Here is a 24,790-nt window from a genome sequence, read left to right as displayed (position 1 = left end):
TTAAAAAACGACAAAAATGAAAGTTGCAATAATTGGCGCATCTGGCTTTATAGGTCAGGAAATTTTAAAAGAAGCACTGCAGAGAGGACTGGAAGTAACGGCTGTTGTTCGTCATCCTGAGAAAATTACCGTACAGAACGACAAACTGACGGTAAAAAAGGCGGACGCCACCAATGCTGCTGACCTGGCTGCCGCAATCGCAGGCAACGATGCGGTTATCAGCGCCTACAAGGCGGTAGATACCGACACTTATGTATCAGCTACCAAAGCAACTATTGAGGCGCTTAAAAAGGCTGGAATCAAACGTTTCCTGCTGGTAAGCGGTGCCGCAAGTCTGGAAGTAGCGCCAGGGGTTAAACTGCTGGATTCTCCACACTTCCCGGCTGAATGGAAACCTATTGCAGCGGCTACCATGGCCGGACTGGAAGTACTGAAACAGGAAAACGACCTGGATTGGACGGCATTCAGCCCTGCTGCTATGATCGAGCCAGGTGAACGTACCGGCAAATTCCGCCTGGGAGGTACCCAACTGGTGACAGATGCCAGCGGTAACAGCAAAATTTCCTCTGCTGACTACGCAGTGGCCATGCTGGATGAGCTGCAGCAACCGCAACACATCAAACAACAGTTTACAATCGCATATTAATAATATTAACTATCTGCCAGTGCCCGGCAGTATAGCGGCTTACTAAAAAGTGGAATACGCTTTTTAGTAAGCTTTTTTATGAAGTTAACGGCCAATCCGCAAACTGCTTGGACTGGTACCGTATTTTTTACGGAATGCATTGCTGAAATGGGGCAGAGAGGAATAGCCTGCCTCCTCGGCGATCATAGTAAGCGACAGTTTCCCTTCCAATATCAGCTCCCTGGCCATTGCCAGCCGGTGATCACTGAGATACCCAAAAACAGAGTTATGATATACTTCCCGGAAGCCGGCTTTCAGTTTAAATTCATTTAACCCCGTCATACGGGCCAGCTGCGCAAGCGTGGGCGGTTGCTGCAAATTATTCAGCAATATCGTTCTGGCATGGTCCAGCTTTTCACGGTCGCTGGCATTAAAGCTGCGTGTAGTGATACCCGTAGGCAAACTACCTGCCTGCTCCGCCTGCAACGCCAACAGTTCCAATATCTTAGATTGTAAATAAAGCTTTTTGATTCCCCCCTTGAAGTTACAATGAACAATATCTTCGATGACCGCATTCATCCGGGGTGTCATGTGTGGATTTTGTTTAGAACCCAGTATAGTAGGCCTGTTACCGGCTACGCTGTTGGCCAGCTGGTCCAGCACATCCCCGTTATGTTCCGCCAGCTCCAGGAACCTGTCGCGGGTAAAACTGATCACAAAAATGGATAAGCCATCCTGTTTTTTAACTGCTGCCTCCTCGTTGCCCCTGGGAGCAAACATCAGGTTATGTTCCAGACTTGAAAAGCGCAATGATTTGGTCACTCCTTCAAAACTGGTATTGATATCTCCATGTTTCATAAAAAACATGTCTACCAATGCCTCATCAGACACATCATGTGTTATATGGAGATTTTGATATACTTCTGCTTTACCATGCGCAAGATGATAACCATCAAAGCATAGACTGTTAAAACTGGCATTTCCAAAATCATAAGAAAATTCAGCCTTTTCCTGTACGATAGTAGTTGATGCAATCTTTTCCGGGGAAAAGGGTATTTGTTTCTCCCAAAGGATATCGCTGGCATCATTCTTAATAACTACGGCCATAAAAAAATCCGTTTCGTATAAGTTTTAATACGTTTCGTGTAACAGTTAGTCGGGATAACAGTAGCAAATTTGCATAAAAATATTCCGAATAACCAAATTTTTAGTACCGTATGATTGGAATATTCCGTACAAATATTAGTTCTGTAGATGATAAAAACAGTGTTGTAACTGCCATTTTTTCACAATTCAGGGTAGATGCCTGCTCCGTAGACATTGAAGACTGCGACCGGGTTTTAAGGGTTGTTTCGCCCGCCAGGCTTGAGGAAGCCGTCATCATCGACTTTGTGAAAACACTGGGATTTACCTGCCAGATTTTAGAATAGTAACCATCTCCACTTCTATATCCCACGGGGTTACTGGTAGCCATGCAAAGTTATTTTTTGCAGGAACTGCCGGTAACCCCATTTTTCATTTTAATTTCGCCCCGCGATAAATTTCAACCTTCATATAGGGGTAACGTATGTCACCTACGTCATATATGCGAGTTACAAAACTTGAAAACATCTTTTTAAAATTGCATTTACCTTTTATGAAAACTAAGGCAATCCTATTGCTGGCTGCGTGCTGCATGATACTGGGAATACAGTTATCCAGTGCCCAGCAGGCAAAATATACGATCAGCGGATATGTAAAAGATAAACAGAACGGAGAAACATTAATTGGCATTTCTGTAGGTAAACCTGGTACCAGTCTGGGTACTGTTACCAACCAGTATGGCTTTTATTCCTTAACACTGCCTGCAGGCGACCATGAACTGCAGTTCAGCTATATGGGATACACTTCATTCAAAACTACTGTACATCTCCAGAAAAACACCAAACTGGATATCAGTATGGAAGCCTCCAGCAGCCAGCTGAATGAGGTTACCATCGTTGGTAACAAACAGGAAAAAGCCATCAATTCACTGAACACCAGTATCAACAGACTGGATATTCAGCAAATGAAAAAGATGCCTACCTTCCTGGGTGAAGTAGATGTATTACGTGCCATCCAGACCTTACCTGGCGTTCAGACCGTTGGTGAAGGCGCTTCCGGCTTCAACGTACGCGGCGGCAACAGCGATGAAAACCTCATCCTCCTGGACGAAGCACCTGTATATAACTCGACCCACATGCTCGGCTTCTTCTCTGTCTTCAATCCTGATGCAGTAAAAAGCCTGAATCTCATCAAAGGTGGTTTCCCGGCCGAATATGGTGGAAGAACATCCTCTGTACTGGATATCCGTATGAAAGACGGTAACAGCCAGAAATTAAATGTAAACGGCGGTATCGGAAATATTTTCAGCAGATTGGCTGTAGAAGCACCGATCGTACAGGATAAATCCTCTTTTATTGTTGCTGCAAGAAGATCTTATATTGATGTGCTCATGAAACCTTTTATGAAAGGTGACATGAAAGATACCAAACTCAACTTCTATGATCTTACCGCAAAAGCCAACTATAAATTCAACGACAATAATCAGCTCTTCCTGAGTGGCTACTTCGGACGCGATGTTTTCGGGTTTGGATCAGATGTTAATATGAACTGGGGTAACGCCACCGCAACGCTGCGCTGGAACCACGTTTTCAACAGCAGATTATTCCTCAATCTCTCTACCTACTACAGTAAATATGACTATAGCCTCTCTTTCAGCAACACCAGCAAAAAATCTGAAAGTGAATCCCTGGAAAAATATGACTGGACATCCAATATTATCAACTACGGATTCAAACCTTCCTTTACCTGGTATGTGAATACCAAAAGCACGGTTCATTTCGGTGCACAGGCAGTGTATTATACCTTTAAACCTGGTACCGGTACCGGCCAGGAAGGCGATGATCACAACGTCAAACAAATCCCTGATAAACACGCGCTGGAATCTGCGCTGTATATCGATCATGAATATAAACCAAGTAAGAAATTCGGTATCCAGTATGGCCTGCGCCTGTCTTCCTATCAATTGCTGGGAAGCGGTACAGAATACCTTTATGCTGATACCACGCCAGGTATACGCAAACGCCTGATCGGCACAAAAGATTACAGCTCAGGTGAAGTAATTAAAACCTATCCTTACCTGGAGCCACGCCTCAGCGTTCGTTATGCCTTCAACGATCAGAACGCAGTGAAAGTAGCTTATAGCAGAACCACTCAGTTCATGCACCAGCTGTCGAACACCGCTTCTCCTACTCCGCTGGATATCTGGACGCCTAGTACCAACAATATTGAGCCAATGGTGGCCAACCAGTATACGGCCGGTTATTTCTACAATGCGCCTAATGATAGTTATGAATTGTCTGCAGAAGTGTTCTATAAAACAACCGATCACCAGCTGGATTACATCGACAATGCCAACCTGCAGCTGAACCCTCAGATCGAAGCAGACCTCCTGCCTTCACAGGGCCGCGCCTACGGATTGGAGTTATACGCCAAGAAAGATATCGGTAATACCACCGGATGGATCAGCTATACCCTCTCCCGCACCGAACGTAAAACACCTGGCATCAGCCTGAACGAATGGTTCCTGAACCGCTATGATCGTACACACAACGTGAATGTGGTAGTAACGCATAATGTCAATAAACGTGTATCTGTATCCGGTAACTTCGTATTTGCATCCGGTACCCCTGCTACATTTGCAGATAACCGCCTCGAATTCCAGGGTTGGGATATTCCTTACAACAGCACCGACAAACGTAATAACTATCGCCTCGCGCCATATAACCGCCTGGACCTCTCCCTCACCCTGAAAGGCAAACAACTGCACAGATGGAAAGGAGAATGGGTATTCTCGCTCTATAACGTTTATGCAAGAAGAAATGCCTACACCGTTTACTTCAGACAAAACCCTGATGATCCGGATAAAAAAGAAGCCGTACGCCTCTCTATCATAGGTTCCATCATCCCTGGCATTACTTATAACTTCAAATTCTAACAGCAGAAAAATATATCTGATGAAAAAATTATTGTGCTATATATCACTGGCTTTGCTGGGAGGATTGACAGCCTGTACAGATACCATTAACCTGAACATTCCTAAAGGAAAATCATACCCGGTACTCGATGCCTGGATCACGACTGAAACAGGCATTCAAACCATTCGTATCACCATGTCGGTACCGTATACCAGCGAGGATCCGGCTCCGGTTGTCAGCGATGCAAAAATCATCGTACATGACATCACCAGCGGCGATAGCTATCCGTTTACCTTCAGCAACGGCGCCTATACCTACAATGCCAGCAGCAAGCCAATTGGCGTGGTAGGACACGTCTACAAGCTGCATGTGGAATATCAGGGAGAAATCCTGGAAGGCCTGGATTCGCTCAACCGTGTACCACCAATTGATTCCATTACCTACGAGTTTAAAAAGAAAGAAGAATCATACTCCAACAAAGAAGGTTACTATGCACGCTTTTTTGCAAAAGACCTTCCTGGTGGCACCGATTATTACTGGATCAGGTCCTACAGAAATGATACCACCCGCCGGCTGGAAGATGCATTTTCTATCGATGGCCTCTATGATTCAGGCCTGAACGATGGCGGCCCTTTCATTCTGCCGATTTCACAAAGCATCACTGATTACAGCAAACCTTTCCAGCTGAATGAAAAAGTAATCGTACGCCTGTCGTCCCTCTCTAAACGCAGTTACGATTTCCTGACACAGGTAGATCAGCAGGTAAATGCCGGCGGTCTCTTTGCCAAAGTACTTGAAAACGTGCCTACCAACATGCAGAACACGATTACCAATGGTAAAGTACGGATGCTGGGATGGTTTGGAACATCTGCAGTAAGCAGGGCGGAAAAAACGATCAAATAATTTTTGAATAAATCCACTTATCATTCAACAACTACCGCGGCCGGCATTCTTGCCGGCCGCTTTTTTTATGGGAGTTCAGCGGAAAATCGTTAAATTGATAGAAAGAATTCCACCCATGCCTCCTAATCTGATTTTATACGCTATACCTGCTTTTGTGCTGTTGATTTTAGCAGAAATAATCATCACCACCATTGACCACCGCGATCTTTATAAACCCAAAGACGCCGCCAGCAGCATAGCGATGGGACTGGGCAATGTCATCATCGGAGGATTTACCAAAGCATTTATATTCGGCGCCTATACAGTAGTGTACCAGTTCAGGTTCATTACGCTCGACTATGTATGGTGGGTATGGATTTTATGTTTTTTTGCAGATGATTTCAGCTATTACTGGTTCCATAGGACCAGCCACACTGTACGCTATTTCTGGGCTTCCCACGTCATCCATCACTCTTCAGAAAGCTATACACTGGCTACGGCACTGCGCCAGACCTGGACAGGCAACCTGACCGGTAGCTTTATTTTCTGGCTCTGGATGCCACTGGCCGGCTTCACGCCCATTATGATCATGACGATGCAGGCCGTAAGCTTAATTTACCAGTTCTGGATACATACAGAAGTGATTCACAAACTATGGGCGCCAGTAGAATTTATATTTAACACCCCATCGCATCACCGGGTACACCACGGCTCCGACCTGGATTACCTGGACAAAAACCATGGCGGCGTACTCATAATCTGGGACCGTCTTTTTGGTACTTTCACGCCCGAGCTGGAACGGCCACATTACGGACTCACCTCTAATATACACACATTCAACCCTTTACGTATTGCCACCCATGAATGGACAGATATTTTCCGGGATCTCGGAAAGTCCCGCTCCGTGAAAGAGGTCTGGTATTATATTTTTGGCGCCCCTGGCTGGAGTGCCGATGGTAGTAAGAAGACAACCAGGCAGTTGAGGCAGGAAATGCAGTTTAAAAAAGATAATTAAGATATCATTCCCACTTTCCGTGGACGCCTTCGGCAACCACGGAAAGTGGGGGTTTCCCGCCCACTCATCCCCCTTAATGATCATTTTTCAAAAAACATTTGGCAATTACGAAAACTATCGTACATTTGTTTACGAAGATATTCGTACATCCTGTCAAAGGGGCGTACACCGGTAGTCAGGAATTCGCGCTTCTGCGCTGCCGGCACAACAGCGATCACATTTGGAACAACATAAATAAAATATAGTGAAACAAAACAAGCCTACAGAAAGCGAACTGGAAATCCTCGGCATACTTTGGGACCGCGGCGCCAGCACCGTACGGGAAGTACATGAAAAACTTTCTGAAACCAAAGAGGCAGGTTACACTACTACCCTTAAGCTGATGCAGATCATGTATGAGAAAGGGTTATTATCCAGAGATGCCAGCAGCAAAACACATATCTATACTGCTGCCGTTTCACAGGAAGAAACCCAGCAACAGCTGCTGAATAAAATGATAGATACTGTATTTGGCGGATCGGCTACTCAGCTGGTGATGCAGGCCCTTGGCCACCATAAATCATCTACAGAAGAGCTGGATCAGATCCGTGCCTATTTATCTAAAATTGAACAGCAAAAAAAGTAACAGTATAATACCTGTCATATGACCTTATTACCTTTCACCGGAGATCTGGTACGCGCATTTGGATGGACCATCCTGCATTCTGCATGGCAGGCACTATTCGTATATGCCTGCCTGCGTGTGGTACTGGCCATCTGGCCAATGGCTTCCGCTAAAATAAAATACAACCTGGCGACTGTTTCGCTCATGAGTATTTTTACCTGGTTCATCATCACACTGCTACAGCAGTTACATGCCATCGAATCAGCCCGGGAAGCCATGGAAGCAGCAGCAGCCCACCTGCAGCTGGCGCCCAACTTCGCAGACCAGCCCGTTGAAACAATATATAAGAGTCAGGACCAGCTTAAATGGGTTATCCCAGGGGTGGAAAATTGGTTTCCCGTACTGGTAGCCTTATATGCCGTCGGTTTTTGTGTGATGACCATCAAACTGATATCTGATCTGGCACAACTGCAACAAATCCGCACACATAAAACCGAATCAATTGATCCTGCCTGGGAAGCACGACTGCAACAGCTTGCAGCTACGCTGCGCATCCCCCGCAAGGTTCAGTTGCTGGTATCCGGTTACATCCAGGTACCTGTAATGCTGGGCTGCTTCAAGCCCTTGATATTGTTGCCCGTAGCAATGGTCAACAACCTGACGCCGGAACAGCTGGAAGCTATTCTGCTCCACGAACTGGCACACATAAAACGCAATGATTATCTGTTGAATATCTTCCAATCTATTGTTGAAACCATCCTGTTCTTTAACCCCTTTGTATGGCTTATTTCCAGGATAATCCGGCAGGAGCGCGAACACTGCTGCGATGACCTGGTGATAGGAAAAGTACAGCCCCTGCATTACGCACACGCACTGGTAGCACTGGAGGAATACCGGTTATCTTCCAACTCACTGGCCATGGCTGCTGCAGACAACAAACAGCATCTGTTTAATCGCATTAAACGAATCATGGAAATGAAAACTAAAAATCTCAACTATAGTCAAAGATTACTGGCCGTTCTTATCATCGCTACAGGTATCATCTCTATTGCATGGCTCAACCCTGCAAAAGTCAAGGCTTCAGAAAAAAATTCAGCAGAAAAAATAAAAACTGTAAAAGAACAAGTTGTTACTACCAATAACAGCCGCCAGGTAATTTCACATAAAATATTGATCGATACCGCAGCTGTCATCCTGCAGACCGATACCACAATGCCAGCTCCGCCACCACCACCACCGGCGCCAGCTGAACCCACAGACCTGCCACCGGCACCACCTGCTGCACCAGCAATGCCACCATTGCCACCAGCACCACCAATGCCGCCACAACATGCCATTAAAAACGGCCATGTTATTACCTTCAATGAACTGTCTCCTGAAGACCAGGCTAACGTTAATAAACAAATAGCCGAAGCTAAAGCATCTGTTGACCGGGCCATGAAGCAACTGAAAGAAGTGGATATGAAACAGGTAATGGCACAGGCACAGACAGCCGTTAATAAGGTAGACTGGAAAAAAGTAGAGGAAGATCTCGTTCAGTCACGCAGAGAAATAAAAATCGCGATGGAGAACCTGAATAAAGATGTGATCAATAAAAATATCAACGTTAATATTGATTCTCTGAATAAAGTTGTTCAAACACAGCTCCGCGAAACCAGGAATTATGTAAGACAGTATGTGGATACTGCTGCCAGAGCCGCTGAAAGAGGAATGCGTGAAGCCGAAAGAGGCAGAGAACAAGCTGATAGAGCAAGGGCACAAGCCGACAGAGCGAGAGAACAAGCCGATAGAGCAAGGGAACAAGCCGACAGAACACGTGCCAGTAATGATAACCGGTTCCATCAGCTGATTGCAAAACTGACTGCAGACAAACTGATCGATGCAAAAACAGGCTATTCCATCATCAAAAAAGGTGATGTACTCACCATCAACGGTGAAAAACAACCTGCCGCTGTATTCCAGAAATATCAGCCTCTGATGAAAGAAAAAAATCTTACCATCAACGGAACGACGACCTCTCTTAATATCGACGCCCAGGACTGACCCGGATACTTTTGATTCATACATATTACTGAAGCACTGCACCCAAAACTGCAGTGCTTCTTTTTTTGATGCATAAACGATCCACCAGCACTACCACCGCAGCGGGTTCTGTTATCTTTAAAATTTAGACAACAGCTCTCGTAGTTATGAAGACACTATGCCTCATCGTTTCCCTCTGCTGTGCAGTACTGACCACCTATGCACAGGACAGCAGCCTGGTCCGCGAACGGATCAACCGTGCCTCTACCGTAAAAGATCAACAGTCAACAGGTACATGCTGGTGCTTCGGCCCCACTTCTATGGTGGAATCTGAAAACATTCGTAAAGGCTATTCCGTGCCCGATATTTCAGAGATGTATACCGTAAGGAATATTTATCTTGAAAAAGCAAAAAACTATGTTTTAAGGCAGGGGAAAGCCCAATTCGACGAGGGTGGCCTTGGACATGATGCGATCAATGCAATGGGCAGATACGGCATGGTCCCTGCAAAACTCTATACAGGCCTTGTACCAGGAAGGACCTTCCTTAGCCATGGCAGAATGCAGGGTTACCTTAAAAATTACCTTGACAGTATTTTAAAACTCCGCCCCCCAATACCAACCAACTGGATAGATGGATTTACAACAATCCTGAACACGTACATGGGTGAACCACCGGCATCTTTTGAATATAATGGTAAAACATATACACCGCTTACCTTTGCAAAAGAGGTAATGAAATTCAATGCTGATGATTATGTCTACCTGACCTCTTTTTCACATCATCCGTTTTACAAATCCTTCATCATCGAAGTGCCTGATAACTATTCCAATGGTTCCTACTACAACCTGCCGCTACAAGACTTGTTAGACATCGCCAAAACAACTATCAATAAAGGTTACACCATCTCCTGGGATGCCGATGTCAGCAACAGAGGCTGGAATCCGGGAAATGGATTTGCCATGGAACCAGTTGTAGACACCGCCTTGTTTGCAAAAACGATAGATCAGGATATGCCGGAAAAAGTGATTACACAGGAATCACGGCAACGCCTGTTTGAAGACCTTGTGACACAAGATGACCACCTGATGCATATCACAGGAATCGGCTACAGTCCTAAAGGAAGAATATTTTTTATTGTCAAAAACTCCTGGGGGCTTTATGGACCTTTCCATGGATACCAGAATGTTTCCGAAGCCTATTTTGCCAACAATACAATCTCAATAGTGGTACCCAAAGCAGCACTGGACAAGAAATGGAAAGCCCTGCTAAAATAACCGAAAGAAATTTCTCCGGACAGGTAACTGTTACTGATAATTTACAGTACAGTTACCTGTTCTGATTTACAGCACCTGTAGCAGCTTTCAGCACTAACTATCCGTAAATCAGTAAACAATCAGAAACTCCTGCAGATCCTCGACCTCTCCGGCGATAATGACTACTTCTTTTACTTCCGAATGACTCGGCCCCTTACGACACCATTCCAGAAAAGTATTCATTGCTTCTTCACTACCTTCGGCAACAATCCAAACGCTGCCATCCAGAAGGTTTTTAACGGTACCCTGAACACCCAGTAAATCAGCAACATGCTTGGCATTTGCACGATATCCAACACCATGGACGCGGCCTTTCACATTTATTTCCTTGTGCAGGATTAATTTGTTTGTCATTTTGAAACAGATGGGTAAGGTGAAACATTTCAGCAGACATCTTACAGGGGTAAATAATTCTCCGACATGCTAATAATCAACATTCTTACTATAAACAACCTTCATGGGGAAAACTGCTCATCCTTTCTGATGAAACTAAAAAAAAATGGTTATTCAATGATTTTCGTGTACTATTAATTCATTTCAACAATATGGTTCTTAAGGGAATTCAATTTCGAAATCCATGTTACTGCATGTCTGTTGCGATTTTGGAATATTAACAGGAATCCATACTATACCTACCAGCAATTTAATCCGACAGTTACATCTATCTGTGATCTTTTGGCTATTATCTTAACGACTCATTATGTTAACTGCCTTTTAGAATCTTGCGTACTAATATAATGCTAAAATTGAATGTGCTAAAATAATTCTTCCGGGATATAACCTGTAGCTATGAAGAATAACGGGTAGTAAGTAGTTTACAATACAAATTTTCCAGGATATGGAAGGTAGTGTTTTTGGGAAAAAAGGAGCTACAACCGGATTTAATACGATGATCTGACGCCGCATTTCGACCTTACCTGCTGAGAAAATACCTGGCAAAGAGTATGCTTAATGATTCAAATGCGCCATGAATAAATCACCAATAATTCAGGAAAATCATTAATCCCAAAAACGCCTGAATAAATGAGCAAAAAACACCCGCATAATTCAGAAAACGCGATGAATAATTTCAGTTATCTCTTTGCCAGACATTGACTAGCGGACATAGGTCACCGATCACCTGTATTACCATTAATGGTTACGTTGAAATGATGATGGCTTCGGAATAATAATTGGGGCAAACAAACCAGGATGAATAACAATGGACGCTAAAGTCGGCTTTGTCAGCTCGTCACCCACTTTCGAATCCTTTGTTCTTTCACTCGTCCACTCGTCGAAACGTAGGCTGGTACTTTTAATATTATGCAGCGTAGTTAAATAAACTACCTACCATATGTTCAATATCTCCAAATACGAAGTCCCGCACTTTCACATATTTGCCGCCAGCAGCAGAACGCTTCAGCAAACTAAAACAATGACAGTTGAAACTACGCACAAACATCTGCTGGGAAATCTGTGGCAAAACCCGCGCGAATGCCGCATTTTGAATGCGACCCGCCACCATAATATGCGGGCGGTAATCCTGCACAGGTAACTCAAACGCATGCAGTAACTGCTGATGCAAAGCTACCAGTGGCTTCACATTCGCCACATTAATGAATAAACTATCCCTTCCGTCAGCATTACGGTGACTATCCACCCGCGAAGTGTAAATGGCAAAGCCTGCCTGCTTCCGGGAAACACCCTCCAGCAACTCAATGAAATCCTGCTCATAACGCTCAGGAAACACAGAGCGAAATAACGGGATATGCACTCCGGCACCAACCATACTCTCATCCCCAATTTCACGCGCAATGAACTGCCTGATACGGATAATATCCTTCGTTACCAGTACATCCGGATTTACAACCACCAGGTAGTCACTCATAGACTCCGACGTTATATTTGCTGTGTTGTCAATATTCGTATTCATAACCAGTATTTTAAATTCTCCTTGTTAGAATGACACTACGAATATACAAACAATAATCTGATTTACTAATTTTTTTAGCATTTTTTACTAAAAAAATACGCAGACATATATAATCTGCGTATTCTCAATATTTTAGAATTAACCCAATTTGCTAACGATCGCTGTGAAGTCTGCCGCAACAAGTGAAGCTCCTCCAATCAGGCCACCGTCAACATCCGGACAGGCAAACAATTCTTCCGCATTACCTGGTTTTGCACTGCCACCATACAGAATAGACATACGCAATGCCGCCTCACGGCCATATTTCGCAGCTATCTGTGAACGGATAAATGCATGCATATCCTGCGCCTGTGCTGCACTGGCTGTTAAACCCGTACCAATAGCCCAGATCGGCTCATAGGCAATAACAACCTCTTTCAACTGCTCTTCAGTCAGGTGGTACAGACTCTCTTCCAGCTGCTTTGCTACATAAGCATTCTGCGTTTCAGCCTGTCTGATTTCCAGCGGCTCACCACAGCAGAAAATTGGTTTCAGTCCGGCTGCCAATGCCTGATCTACCTTTTTAGCCAGCATAGCATTGCTTTCCTGGAAATATTCTCTCCTTTCAGAGTGACCCAGGATAACATAATCTACATCGATAGATTTCAGCATATCTGCAGCTACTTCACCGGTATAGGCACCAGCTTTTTCACTGTGGCAGTTCTGCGCACCTACATAAAATCCCTGGTAGTTTTTCAGCAGTGACTTAGCCTTAGTCAGGTAAGGAAACGGCGTACAGATCACTACTTCCTGGCCTTCCGCCAGTTTCAGGCCGGTAGCCAGGATATCGTTGATCAGCTGCTCACCTTGCGCCAGCGTAAGGTTCATTTTCCAGTTTCCAGCAACAATTTTTTTTCTCATAATATAATCGTGCAATTAATTTTTAATTTTCCTGCCTGCCGGTCTGCTCATAGACAGCCTGCAAAATACTTTCGTCTGCAGGATGCGGCTCCTGTTTCTTCATCCTCATCCAGCTGGCTATATCCCGCCAGGCCTCTGACAGCCTGTACCTGACACTACTGTCGCCATGGCCCCAGGTAAAGGAAGGCAAAAATTTCGGCGGCATCACTGCCCCGAAAATATTGCAGGACACGCCTGTTACAGTGCCAGTGTTGAAATTGGTACCAATTCCACAACGACTATAATCTCCCATCAACACCCCACACTTTTTTCCTGCCGGCACTGCCGCCGCTTCCGACTCCAGCCATACGCCCACCGGAGATGCATTGTTTTTCAGATTGGAACAGTTCGTACCTGCTCCCAGGTTACACCACTCCCCGATCACCGCATCACCAATATACCCTTCATGGCCTTTGTTGGAATATCCAAACATCACCGTATTCTTGATCTCGCCACCGCCGGTACAATAGGGCCCTAAAGTGGTAGCTCCGTATACTTTGCTTCCCATCTTCAGCACGGCCTGCTCTCCCATGGCAAACGGCCCCCGGATAAGGTTCCCTTCCATAATAACAGCATCCCTGCCAATATAGATCGGACCTGTTGAAGCATTCAGCACACTGCAAAGCACGGTCGCCCCGGCTTCTATGAATACAGCCTCCGGCGCTATCACCTGGTTACCTTCCGGTACCGGTGCGGATGTCCGGCCCGCTGTCAGTAATTGAAAATCCTGACGGATAGCCTGATCATTGAGCGCAAAAATATCCCAGGGGTGATGAATTCGCAATACCTGGCCAGAATAATTTTTTCTGGCACTTGCCGGCAGCAAATGCACCTCCCTGCCAAGGATTACTTTGGCTATCAGGCGATTATCTTTATATAACTCTTCTTCGGGTGAAAGGGTATTAATGGCCGCTACCAGCGCTTCATCAGGCAGAATATCTCCGCTGATCAGTACATTAATAGTATCGTCCTGGCCAAGGCGCAGGGGGTATTTCGCTTGTAAATGCGGTACGGTGAAGTGACTGACTCCTGAACCCAGCCAATGTTCCCATTTCTCCTGGATAGTAAGTATTCCTAGTCTGCAGGCAGCAATGGGTCTGGTATGCGTAAAGGGGTATAACAAATCACGTCCGGGCGTGTCGAATAGTATAAAATTACGCTCCATAAGGGCTAAAAATAGAGCATCCCATCGATTAACCGATGGGATGCTCTAAAAAAAAATATTTTGCTAAACTACTAAGCTTTCTTAGCGTAACGTTTGTTGAATTTATCAATACGTCCTGCGGTATCCACTAATACGTTCTTACCAGTGTAAAAAGGGTGAGAAGTATTGGAAATTTCCAACTTAATCAACGGATACTCATTGCCATCTTCCCACTTTGCAGTTTCTTTAGAAGGAGCAGTAGAGCGGCTTAAAAAGCTCGTACCGTTTGACATATCTTTAAATATCACAAATCTGTAACTTTCTGGATGGATTCCCTGTTTCATATCAAAATTTTGTAAATACAGAGTGCAAAGGTAAGACTTTTTCTTAAACACTCAAAGAATATTCTAAAAAAATCAGGATTTCATATTTATATACTGTAACGGTATACCCAGGTTCGCTTCTCTGCAAAGCGCGATAACATCCTGTAAATCATCGATCTTCTTACCTGTAATCCTTACAATATCGTCCATAATGGCAGCCTGCACCTTTAATCCTGAATCTTTGATCAGCTTCACGATCTTTTTTGCATCTTCCTGTTTTATTCCATTTCTCACAGGAATCACCTTCTTATAAACCTTACCACTCTGAAAAGGCTCCTTGCTCTGATCATAAATATTTCCATCAAGCCCCTGACGCATAGTACGACTAATCAGTACATCCATCACCTGGTTGAGCTTCATATCGCTATCCACTTCAACCGTCAGCTGCAGGTCCTTTTTATTCAACTCAATTTCTACATGTGAGCCCTTAAAATCGTATCTATTCGTTATCTCCTTCTTTACAGTATTGATAGCGTTGTCCAAAGTCTGTAAATCAACTTTGCTGGCAATATCAAACGACGGCATAATTGACAAATTTTAGTATATAAACTACTTAATTCCAGCAGCAAATATAAAGAGATTTGTCGTTATCCCCTATAAACGGCTTACGCTTGCGCCCCCCGAAGTAGAGGAGTTTACTTTTGCTGCTCCGGAATATCTGATAGAGCTACCGCCAGATGCACCCACATTCAATGCTTTTTCTGCATTTACACGTACAACAGATCCACCGGATGCGTCCACGTTTACATTATCCGCATTTAATTTCTCCGTACGGATAATAGCTGCACCGGAAGCACCAACATTCACCGCACCGGTTTTACCTGTCAGATCCAGTCTGGAAGCACCAGATGCATCTACATTTACTTTGCTCATCGCAATATCCAGGTTCATTAAAGTGGCTCCGCTCAGCTCCACGCCCAGGTTACTGCCGCTGATCGTGCCGGTACCGGTTACTTTACAGGCACCACTTGCTGATATAGCTTTCAGCTCTTTTATAGTTACATACACGGTGATTTTGCTCTTCGGCTCAATATTGACACCATTTTTGGTTTTTATCTCCAGCGATTTACCGGAAACCACTGTTTCAATATATGGCAACAGGTTATCATCCGCTTCTACTTTTACCGCTTCCGCGCCGCCCTGTGTCAGTACCACATTATATACACCGGAAGTGCTCACACCCGAAAAACCACTTACACTACGATCTTCTGTTTTGGAAACACCACTACCTTTCACTCGCTCGTGCAGGTACTCACTGGAGGCATTTACAAATGCCATGGCCATCACCGGTATTGCTATCAGACAAACTAAAAATGCTTTTTTCATGGGTCGTTGTTTTATTTTATAAGGATTTAGAATGGTTCAGATGATTGGGTTAGTAAGTATTTATAGAAAGATCACCATTTTTGCCGTAGGCCTCGAGTAATGGCGACTGACTATTGCCACCATTGGCGAACCCTTTATAGCTCATGGAAGTGTTTTTGTGAATGGATTCCACACTCTTCATTTCCATATCACCGGTATTGAAATCTCCGTAACTGAACGCCACATCTACTCTTAATGGCTGTTTGCGGACAAAATTCATGCGTGCATCTCCATAGGAAAAACTGAGCCTGCCTGATTTAAAGCCAGATGATACTTTTTTTATCTTCAGATCTCCATAGGAAAAAGTGGCTTCTATCGACTCTTTCAGGTTCTCTAAACTAAAATCAGAAAAGGCGCCCTTGAAGGTTAATGCACCGGCAGATCCGATTTTATAGTTATCATATTTGGAGGTGATCGTCGTCTTTTCTGAAGACCCGATTTCCAGGTTACTATAGTTAGATGTAACCGTTAACCCACGCAGGTTCTCCGCCTTCACATTGGAGTAATTGCTGGACAGCGTTACCATACCGGCATTGCCAAACTTGCCCTTGTTGCAATAGCTGGCTGACATGGTAATGTCTTCGGCATCCCTGATATCAAAGTTTCCATAACTCAGGGAAATCTTTGCAGGGCAGGGAAGCTTGTCGGCAATGATATCACCGAAGCTGTTTTCGGCTACTACACCACTCAATGATTGAGGAATATAAATATCATAATCGATACTTACATAGTCTTTTGAAGAGTTGCCTCCCCACTGAAACCAGCGCCCTCCTTTCGGAGTGTACACGCTTTTAAGACTAACTGCGGTGGGACTGTTTTCCGCATTGATGGTTACACCACTTACTACGCTCTCTGCTTCCGCATCCGTTTTTCCGAATCCGGTAATAGTGACAGTTGCTTTTACTTCGTTCTTGTTCCATACGTGAAATACTACCTGACCGTATTTATTACTGACGGTAAATTGCGCACCATTGGACACTGTGAATACTTTTACTTCTGTTCTTTTAAAAGCTTCGCCGCGGTTTGCAAATGCCAGGAGGGGAAAGAAAAGAAACAGAAGACAGTTAAATTTTCTCTTCATATCGTTTTTTTAATTCACCTGGAGCTGCATGTCTTTCCTGCAGGTCTTCCAGGATTTTATCCAGGAGATCTAATTTCAGCTGATAATACCTGATAATGGCCGCGCGGATTCTTTCATTACCGGGGTTATTTTTCAGCTCTTTCTCAAGCATTTTATAGGTATCGTTTTTTAGCTCAAGCTCTTTTCTTGATGTACTGTCAAGTCCCAGTTCTGCTGCCGGATATGATCTGATAGAGTCTAATCTGGCCTCAATTCTGGAAGAATAATATATCTGGGCTTCCTGCATTTCAGGAAACATAACTGCTACGTTGCTATTCGTTTGCTGGCGGTGTTTGATAAACAGAAACAACACCCCTGCGTTGATTAAAAGGACTGCTATCACGGCTGCTTTAAACCAGTTTTTAGACAACATCCTGACTACCCGGCCTTTCGACTGCTGCTGCCCCAACTCTTTCTCCATCGCCTCCCAAACCCTGGAAGATGGACCAGGCTGCTCAAATGCTGCCCTGTTTTGTTGAATAAACCTTTCAAAATTATCAGACATTAATTCATGATGTTTTGCTGATTCACAATCTGTCTTACCTTTTCTTTTGCCCGCATATACTGTGTTTTGGCAGTAGATTCGGATATCCCCAGCATTTCTGCAATTTCCTTGTGGGAATATTCTTCAAAGAGATAAAGGTTAAGCACCGTACGATAACCTGTTGGTAATGTAGTAATGGCCGCTTTTATGGCACCCACTGTCCAGGAAAACTGGGATTCATCCACCCCGGCCTCTTCTCTTACCTCCACATTATCTACCTCTTCGAAGTAGACTTTCTTTTTGCGAAGGTAATTAAGACAATGATTTACAACAATACGCTTTATCCAGGCGCTAAGGCTGGCACCTCTCTCCAGCTTGCCAATACTGCGGTAAACCTGTATAAATGCTTCCTGTAATATATCTTCCGCATCACTTCCGTGATTGGTCATACGTACACAAATATTATACATGGCTGCAGAATACGCATCGTAGAGCTCGCGGAATGCGCGAACATCTCCCTTCTTGCAGCGGTCTACTACATTCTCGGCTAATAACGTCTGATTCAAGTTGTTTTCTGATGCTTTCATTATAAAGACAATGATTGTATGAAAGGTTGCACGTGCTTTAAAAAATACAGGGAAAGAAGGGCTTAATCCAGGGCTTCCTGAAGCACGTAATTTGTGTCGTTATGATTGATTATCAGCTACCTGGGTAGATATCTAACGAAAAAATATCCCCCTAAAAAATTTTTCTAAAAATACTATCAGTCTGTCTTTGCCTGTCAGAAATTCCACCAAATACCCGTTTTATGTGACGAAATGAAAAAAACGCGGCCCAAATCCGGAACCGCGCTTTCTTCTTCCTTTTATATACCTAAAAAACCCTCTTTGGTCGCGGTAATAACTTATCAGTAACTTATGCTATCAATTTCCTCCGTTCTTCACTCTTCCCTGCTCATCTGTCAAACCTGTCTGGCGGGCACGGGCAGCTTTAACATTTGAGTTTCCAAAACGGTAAGCGAAGCTAAGTCTTGCCTGCTGCGCATCCCAGTAACTTCTCAGGTTAGTGGTCATACCAACATTTGAAAATTCTCCTCTGGCATACATGGTTTTGAAGATATCTGTCACATTCAGTTTCAATGTTCCTTTGCCATTCAATACTTTCTGCTGTAAGCCCAGATCCACGCTCATCATAGATTTCATTTTGAATAACTCGTTATCGGTAATCTGCGGAGAGATGTACATAAATACTAACTCTGCAGTGGTGTTTTTACTGATGGTGAATGTCTGCTGGGTACGTCCGAAGTAGCTGAAGGCATCCAGTTTAACCGTGTTATCATTAACATTTGCCTGTACTACATTATAGTTAAATGACATGGTAGTAAAGCTGTTCCACCATTTTGTAATCGGCAGCGGAGCAGAAATACTCAGGTTTACCTTATCAGATTTCGCTACGTTCATATATTTATAGCGAACGATCGTAGTGTCGCCGGTGGCCGGGTCTTTCTCTGCTTCCAGGATACGCATCAGGTTATCTTTTGTATGAGAGTAGCCTAATGTCGTGATCAGGAATTGTTTGAAAGTATGGGACAGTTCAAAATTGTTGGAATATTGTGGTCTCAGGTAAGGGTTACCGGATACCATGGTATAGCGGTCCAGGTAGAATTCGAACGGATTTAAGTCTTCATAGCTCGGGCGCTGGATCCTGCGACTGTAGGTTACGCCAAAGGTATTGTTCTTATCTGCTTTATAGCTGATGGCAGCGCTAGGGAACAGGTTGAAGTAAGAGGTATCATTTTTTACCACGCCTTCCTGTGATTTTTTCAGAGAAGATGATTCACCGGTAACATTTGTCTGTTCTGCACGTAAGCCCACCTGCACCTGGAATGCCTTGTACTGTTTGTTGAAGTTCACATATGCTGCATTCACATTCTCTTTATAGATAAAATGATTGGAGCGGGAGGTATCAGGAATCCAGTTGGCGATACGGAGAGAATCGAAACGCGCGTCGTTGTCGCTGGTAACAAAACTTACTTTGGCGCCCAGCTCCAGTTTGCCCTGTTTGGTAAATGGCTGGGAATAGTCAATTTTGCCTGTTCTGATAGTAATGGTAGATGGCTGGAGGTTACGGGAAGTATCAGAATTGAACACTTTCTGGCTTGCCGGATCATTTGTCAGTGCAGTAATGAACGAATTTGCCCTGTCGGTATTTTTAGCATAATCCAGGTCGATGTTTAATTCCTTACCGGTCGAATCCAGGATACCACGGTAGTTAATATTATAGGCGCCTCTTTTCCAGGAATCAGTGTTTGCAGAGTTGGTATTCAAAATAGAATCCACCAGGCCGGCATATCCGATTTTAGTTTTGCCGATGTTTGGCCTGTCTGCTTCACGCATAGCCAGGTCCACCATCACACCGATGGTGTTTCTTTTGTTAATGGAATAATCTACCCCCACTTTTCCGCCGTTGTAATCGCTACGCTGGTGGTTAAAACCTGTCTGGTCAAAGATCTGCGTACCTTTAACATCTTTGATGCTGCGGTAAATATAGAGATCAGACTGCTGCTCACGGTGGCTGAAGTTATAGGAACCGAATACATTCACTTTGGCGGAACGGTTGTTCAGGTTCAGACCGGCGTTGTATCGTGGTCTTACCCCCTGCGCAACGCCCAGGTTTACACTACCATTTGTACCGAAGTTGGTGTTCTTTTTCAGTTTCAGGTTGATGATACCCGCATTTCCTGCAGCATCGTATTTGGAAGATGGGTTGGACATCAGCTCGATCTGGTCCAGGTTGGTGGCCGGCATGCTTCTCAGCAGCTCCGCGATGTCCTGTGCCGACATGCTGGTTTGTTTACCATCTATGAGGATCAGCACACCACTTTTTCCCTTCATAGAGATGTTGCCATCTTTGTCTACTGTCAGGTTAGGTGATTTTTCAAGTGCTTCGAGGGCGGTACCACCGGAAGTGGCAATGCTGCTTTCTACGTTGACAACCAGTTTGTCAACTTTCTGTTCGATAAAAGGCCTGCGTGCAGTTACATCCACTGCTTTCAGACTTTTGGTATTGGCAACCAGCGTGATGGATGGCATCGCTACCGATGCATTTTTCACTTCAAAGCTGTTGCTGTATACTTTGTTCATGCCAACAAAGGTGGCTGCTATGATATATTTCCCCTGCTTTACGCTTTCAAATTCATATTTACCGGCTATATCTGCTACAGCGCCTTTAACCAGGGAGGAGTCTGATGCTTTTAATATTGTTACAGTCGCGAATTCTACAGGTTTGTTGTCGGCCTGGTTTACCAGACCAGATACTTTCTGGGGATTTGTTTGAGCCTGAGAGCTAAAAGCAGCGCCTATCAAACTGGAAGTTATCATAAACGCTTTAATCGTTGCTTTCATAAAAGGGCGGTTTTTTTGGTTTTTTAGATTTCAGTACTTGATAGCAATTAAGAACCTTGGTTTAACCACTACAGTAGCTTAACAACTACAATGTAAAAGTAGGTATTATGCAATACATAGTTCTTAATTATACACAAGCGGCAATTAGGTTGTGATGATCGGTAAAGTTGCTCAAATCATCCTAAAGACGACTATAAATCAAGGATGTTTCATAAAGTAGAAAGAAAAGGTAGCGTTTGTCGACATTGACCCTATAGGAACAAAAAGCGCCAATAATGGTGATTTATTGGCGCGCATAGGTCATTATATATAATATATAGGTAGAGGGAATAGCCGGCTGTAATCTCCGGAATATTAAAAATTTACTATATAGATGGAATTAATTCAGGCTCTCATCAATACGAATCAGGTGACGGGATAAATGTTTCACTGGCTTACGGTCGCGATGAAGGTATTGCATACCATATACAAAGAGTACCAACATACCGAAAACCACCACAAACAACCAGCAATTCATCAGTACTTCAATAAGGTGCGTAAAATCAAACTGAGAAGAAGCCGGCATGAAGGCAGCCACACGATTCGCCTGGAGATTAAAGGCGCCTTTTGCCATACGTGGATTGTATTTCACACTGTTCACCAGCACTGGCACCTGGGCGAAAATCTGCGACAGCTGACGGCCATCGCCGAAAATATTGAAACAAACCTGCCCTTTATGGGTCATAAACCGAACCTCATAATTCAAAATACCCCTATCGGCAACATCATTCTTATAAAGCCAGGGCCAATACAAAACATGCTTCTCCGAATCATAATAAGGGCGTCCGGCCCACTCAACACCAGATTGAGCAACAACGGCATAATCCTCAGATTTGCTTAGTTTTCTGTAGCGTTCCAACCTCCGCTCCCGTAATAATTTATCATAATTAATACCCAGCAGCTCCCTTTCACTCTGGTATCCTGTTGACTCATAATATATTGTAACTCCCCATACAGCTGCATCCATAGGACTCACATGCTCCGGAAGCATGACACCAATCAGCCCGGGATGAACATCATTATGCCATAATTCAGTCAGCAGGGTATAACTATCCTGCTGCGACAACAACCGGAATCCTTTGGGAATAGCCAGCGCCATACCTTCCGGCAACTGCTGCTGACCTGTAATCCACGAAAAAGAAGACATAATGGAGTCCGTTCGCCCAGGTAACTCATACCTGTTGAGATTATCCTCCGGCAATTTTGAGGCAGTTACATTTGAAAATAGTGCTACAGTTAAAAAGAAAACAAAGCAGAAAACCCGAACGAGTCTTTCCATACAGAAGTATTTGGCATAAAAAAAGCGGATTAGCAGTATAGATGAATGGAATAAATAGTGGGGTTATTCAGGGAGATGGCAAAAATTTTTGGACTAGTTAGCATATATAGTACAATGAAGGTAGATAATTTCACAACGGAAAAAATAGCACTAAAGGCTCATTTCTATATATAGGGGGTATCGTAATATCCTGCGTAGTAAGGCGTTTAGGCCCTTAAAACAAATAGGAGACTGACCATAATCTTTCCTTGTCAGCCTCCTAAATGTAAAAACCAATTTTAATATTATTTAGTCATCCTGGAATCGATAAATTCCCACTCTGCCAGGTGACTGTCGCGATGTTCTTTTTTAAGAATACTTTCGAACTGCTTCGCCAACTCCGGATGAGCAGCGGCCAGATCTTTAGTTTCACTGCGGTCGTTCTTCAGGTTATATATCTCCCATGCAGCGTATTTGTTCTTCTTCATGTTACTTTTCACTCCTTTCCAGTCACCCATTATGATGGCTACCTGGCCACCTTTTTCCGGAAATTCGAAATACAGGTATGGATGCTGTTGCTGTTTGGCAGTATTTCCGGTTAAGGTAGGCACCAGCGAAACACCATCATTTTTTGGCGCCTTAATACCGGCAAAATCAGCAAAAGTGGCCATCATATCATACTGCACTGAAATCATATCATTTGTAGCACCTGATGGAATGTGTCCACGCCAGTAGGCGATAAACGGCTCTCTGATACCACCTTCGTAAAGGTCCTGTTTCGCACCGCGTAATCCGCCATTACTATTGAAATACTCCACATCAGCGCCGCCGGCAGAAAAAGTAGCACCATTATCACTGGAAAACATAATAATGGTATTGTCTTCCAGGCCGAGTTGCTTCACCAGCTCCCAAACCTTTCCTACCTGGGAATCCAGATAGGTAATCATGGCAGCATAGGTAGCCCTTGGGTACAAAGTAGAAGCATAACCTCTTTCTCCGCGATAAGGCTTGTCATTGAATTTATCTTTATAGGCATTTACAGCTGAATCCGGTGCCTGCAATGAAACATGCGGGCCGGTGAAGGGCAGGTAAAGGAAGAAAGGCTCGTTTTTATGTTCACGGATAAATGCTACCGCTTTTTCACCCATTTTGTCCATGCTATAGGTTTTGCCGGTGAATCTGGCAAAAGCTGCAGGATCATTTTCATCGGGCTTCAACGCCTGGTGTACATAGATGTAAGGATTATCAAGGGTATCCCAACGTTCATTTTCCCAAAGATGGGTGGGGTAGAAATTATGGGCCTGCTTCTGGTCCATATATCCGTAGAAGTAATCAAATCCCTGGCTTACCGGACTACCGGTATTTTGTGGCATCCCCAGCCCCCACTTGCCGACGGCTCCGGTAGCATAACCAGCTTCCTTCATCATCCTGGGTATCGTCATGGTATTTTCCGGCAGCGGCATCTGACCACCTTCTGTGCTGTCTGCAAAGCCACCTAACTCATAGTTGCCCCTGATATAGGAATGACCTCCATGGCGTCCGGTCATCAGCATACACCTGGCAGGTGCACATACTGGCGTACTTGTATAATGTTGTGTAAACCTCATCCCCTGACGGGCGAGCTCATCCAGATGCGGGGTTTTGATTTTTGTCTGGCCATAGCAACCTAATTCTCCATAACCCAAATCATCTGCATATATATAAATGATATTTGGTTTACGGGTATTCTTTTTACTTCCCTGGGAGAAGCCCACTAATGGCAATAGGATAAGAAGTAAGACATACTTACTCTTTTGTAGATTTATCTTCATTGTTCATCCGGTTATGGATAAACAAGATAGAAAATAGGCGGCATTATTCCAACCGCATACTATCAAGGACTTGTGGAAGTTCCTGTTGCAGTAACTCGAAAAAGTTACGTTCTTCTTTACGGATATGTGCTTCCAGGCTTCTGGCCAGTAAGTCCATATCCTCATCCAGGTTATCACTTTCTGAGAGCATGGTATAGATCCTGGAAATAGTGCGGTGTTCGGCCTGCAATTCGACAATAGCTGCATCCACAGCGGGGTTCAGCCCTGTACATTTCTCAAAGAGGTGGTCTTCTTTCTGGATATGCGGCACCATTACCTCCTGGAAAATACGTACTGCATATTCAAATTTTGCTTGTGTTTCTAAAGGAAAGCCCTCATAAGGTGCCGCATCTTTTTTCAGATAGCGGCACACAAATAAAAGACGCTTGTGCTCGTGTGACAGGGGCACTAAAGTGGAATGTCTCTGCAT

General features: G+C 44.2%; 23 protein-coding genes. 8 read left to right on the top strand and 15 right to left on the bottom strand.

Features of this window, described 5'->3' with window-relative positions; translation table 11 throughout:
* Nucleotides 1-16: 16 nt before the first annotated feature.
* Nucleotides 17-646, top strand: a complete 630-nt coding sequence (locus tag F3J22_RS30060) for an NAD(P)-dependent oxidoreductase (protein ID WP_167021667.1) — start codon at nucleotides 17-19, stop codon at nucleotides 644-646.
* A gap of 84 nt (nucleotides 647-730) precedes the next feature.
* Here F3J22_RS30060 and F3J22_RS30055 read toward each other — a convergent pair whose 3' ends face one another.
* Nucleotides 731-1,732: an AraC family transcriptional regulator gene (locus F3J22_RS30055; RefSeq protein WP_167021666.1), complete on the bottom strand. Its 1,002-nt coding sequence runs from the start codon at nucleotides 1,730-1,732 to the stop codon at nucleotides 731-733.
* Between the two features lie 110 nt (nucleotides 1,733-1,842).
* Here F3J22_RS30055 and F3J22_RS30050 point away from each other — a divergent pair, with 110 nt between their 5' ends.
* The 7 genes from F3J22_RS30050 to F3J22_RS30020 all read left to right on the top strand — a co-directional run bounded on the left by F3J22_RS30050 (nucleotide 1,843) and on the right by F3J22_RS30020 (nucleotide 10,423).
* A complete protein-coding gene (locus F3J22_RS30050) occupies nucleotides 1,843-2,055 on the top strand; it encodes a hypothetical protein (protein WP_167021665.1) in 213 nt (70 codons plus the stop codon).
* Nucleotides 2,056-2,261: 206 nt separating this feature from the next.
* Nucleotides 2,262-4,643, top strand: a complete 2,382-nt coding sequence (locus F3J22_RS30045; protein ID WP_167021664.1) for a TonB-dependent receptor — start codon at nucleotides 2,262-2,264, stop codon at nucleotides 4,641-4,643.
* Between the two features lie 19 nt (nucleotides 4,644-4,662).
* Nucleotides 4,663-5,526: a DUF4249 domain-containing protein gene (locus F3J22_RS30040; RefSeq protein ID WP_167021663.1), complete on the top strand. Its 864-nt coding sequence runs from the start codon at nucleotides 4,663-4,665 to the stop codon at nucleotides 5,524-5,526.
* Between the two features lie 94 nt (nucleotides 5,527-5,620).
* On the top strand, nucleotides 5,621-6,520 hold the full coding sequence (locus F3J22_RS30035) for a sterol desaturase family protein (RefSeq protein WP_240155240.1): 900 nt from the start codon (nucleotides 5,621-5,623) through the stop codon (nucleotides 6,518-6,520).
* A gap of 244 nt (nucleotides 6,521-6,764) precedes the next feature.
* Nucleotides 6,765-7,145, top strand: a complete 381-nt coding sequence (locus tag F3J22_RS30030; protein WP_167021662.1) for a BlaI/MecI/CopY family transcriptional regulator — start codon at nucleotides 6,765-6,767, stop codon at nucleotides 7,143-7,145.
* A gap of 18 nt (nucleotides 7,146-7,163) precedes the next feature.
* The gene (locus F3J22_RS30025; RefSeq protein WP_167021661.1) at nucleotides 7,164-9,167 is read left to right on the top strand and encodes a M56 family metallopeptidase; all 2,004 of its coding nucleotides are present in this window, start codon (nucleotides 7,164-7,166) and stop codon (nucleotides 9,165-9,167) included.
* Nucleotides 9,168-9,313: 146 nt separating this feature from the next.
* The gene (locus F3J22_RS30020; RefSeq protein ID WP_167021660.1) at nucleotides 9,314-10,423 is read left to right on the top strand and encodes a C1 family peptidase; all 1,110 of its coding nucleotides are present in this window, start codon (nucleotides 9,314-9,316) and stop codon (nucleotides 10,421-10,423) included.
* Between the two features lie 108 nt (nucleotides 10,424-10,531).
* On the opposite strand, the gene F3J22_RS30015 is transcribed toward F3J22_RS30020, so the two are convergent.
* The 14 genes from F3J22_RS30015 to F3J22_RS29950 all read right to left on the bottom strand — a co-directional run bounded on the left by F3J22_RS30015 (nucleotide 10,532) and on the right by F3J22_RS29950 (nucleotide 24,790).
* Nucleotides 10,532-10,816 carry an acylphosphatase gene (locus F3J22_RS30015; RefSeq protein ID WP_167021659.1) on the bottom strand — a complete coding sequence of 95 codons (285 nt, stop codon included), beginning with the start codon at nucleotides 10,814-10,816 and terminating at the stop codon, nucleotides 10,532-10,534.
* A gap of 946 nt (nucleotides 10,817-11,762) precedes the next feature.
* On the bottom strand, nucleotides 11,763-12,374 hold the full coding sequence (locus tag F3J22_RS30010) for a 2'-5' RNA ligase family protein (RefSeq protein ID WP_167021658.1): 612 nt from the start codon (nucleotides 12,372-12,374) through the stop codon (nucleotides 11,763-11,765).
* Nucleotides 12,375-12,512: 138 nt separating this feature from the next.
* Complete coding sequence (tpiA, locus tag F3J22_RS30005; protein WP_167021657.1) at nucleotides 12,513-13,274, bottom strand: triose-phosphate isomerase; 762 nt, start codon at nucleotides 13,272-13,274, stop codon at nucleotides 12,513-12,515.
* 22 nt (nucleotides 13,275-13,296) lie between these two features.
* Entirely contained in the window at nucleotides 13,297-14,478 is a 1,182-nt protein-coding gene (locus F3J22_RS30000) for a putative sugar nucleotidyl transferase (RefSeq protein WP_167021656.1), read from the bottom strand.
* A 71-nt stretch (nucleotides 14,479-14,549) separates the two neighbouring features.
* Nucleotides 14,550-14,801: a type B 50S ribosomal protein L31 gene (locus F3J22_RS29995; protein ID WP_167021655.1), complete on the bottom strand. Its 252-nt coding sequence runs from the start codon at nucleotides 14,799-14,801 to the stop codon at nucleotides 14,550-14,552.
* Between the two features lie 72 nt (nucleotides 14,802-14,873).
* Entirely contained in the window at nucleotides 14,874-15,365 is a 492-nt protein-coding gene (locus tag F3J22_RS29990; RefSeq protein WP_167021654.1) for a YajQ family cyclic di-GMP-binding protein, read from the bottom strand.
* A gap of 69 nt (nucleotides 15,366-15,434) precedes the next feature.
* Nucleotides 15,435-16,166, bottom strand: coding sequence for a head GIN domain-containing protein (locus F3J22_RS29985; RefSeq protein ID WP_167021653.1), 732 nt, complete (start codon nucleotides 16,164-16,166; stop codon nucleotides 15,435-15,437).
* A gap of 49 nt (nucleotides 16,167-16,215) precedes the next feature.
* Nucleotides 16,216-17,286 carry a hypothetical protein gene (locus tag F3J22_RS29980; protein WP_167021652.1) on the bottom strand — a complete coding sequence of 357 codons (1,071 nt, stop codon included), beginning with the start codon at nucleotides 17,284-17,286 and terminating at the stop codon, nucleotides 16,216-16,218.
* On the bottom strand, nucleotides 17,270-17,830 hold the full coding sequence (locus F3J22_RS29975; RefSeq protein WP_167021651.1) for a hypothetical protein: 561 nt from the start codon (nucleotides 17,828-17,830) through the stop codon (nucleotides 17,270-17,272). Before F3J22_RS29975 ends, F3J22_RS29980 begins: the two co-directional genes overlap by 17 nt.
* Complete coding sequence (locus tag F3J22_RS29970; protein ID WP_167021650.1) at nucleotides 17,830-18,396, bottom strand: RNA polymerase sigma factor; 567 nt, start codon at nucleotides 18,394-18,396, stop codon at nucleotides 17,830-17,832. The genes F3J22_RS29975 and F3J22_RS29970 overlap by 1 nt, the downstream gene beginning before the upstream one ends.
* Nucleotides 18,397-18,732: 336 nt before the next feature.
* A complete protein-coding gene (locus tag F3J22_RS29965) occupies nucleotides 18,733-21,213 on the bottom strand; it encodes an outer membrane beta-barrel family protein (RefSeq protein WP_167021649.1) in 2,481 nt (826 codons plus the stop codon).
* A gap of 379 nt (nucleotides 21,214-21,592) precedes the next feature.
* A complete protein-coding gene (locus tag F3J22_RS29960; RefSeq protein WP_167021648.1) occupies nucleotides 21,593-22,531 on the bottom strand; it encodes a DUF2167 domain-containing protein in 939 nt (312 codons plus the stop codon).
* A 284-nt stretch (nucleotides 22,532-22,815) separates the two neighbouring features.
* The gene (locus F3J22_RS29955; RefSeq protein WP_167021647.1) at nucleotides 22,816-24,321 is read right to left on the bottom strand and encodes an arylsulfatase; all 1,506 of its coding nucleotides are present in this window, start codon (nucleotides 24,319-24,321) and stop codon (nucleotides 22,816-22,818) included.
* 43 nt (nucleotides 24,322-24,364) lie between these two features.
* On the bottom strand, nucleotides 24,365-24,790 hold the full coding sequence (locus F3J22_RS29950) for a hemerythrin domain-containing protein (RefSeq protein WP_167021646.1): 426 nt from the start codon (nucleotides 24,788-24,790) through the stop codon (nucleotides 24,365-24,367).

It is taken from the genome of Chitinophaga sp. Cy-1792, from assembly GCF_011752935.1.
Taxonomy (GTDB): Bacteria; Bacteroidota; Bacteroidia; order Chitinophagales; family Chitinophagaceae; genus Chitinophaga.
The sequence above is the reverse complement of the archived record's forward strand: the minus strand, read 5'-3'. Positions and strand labels throughout refer to the sequence as shown.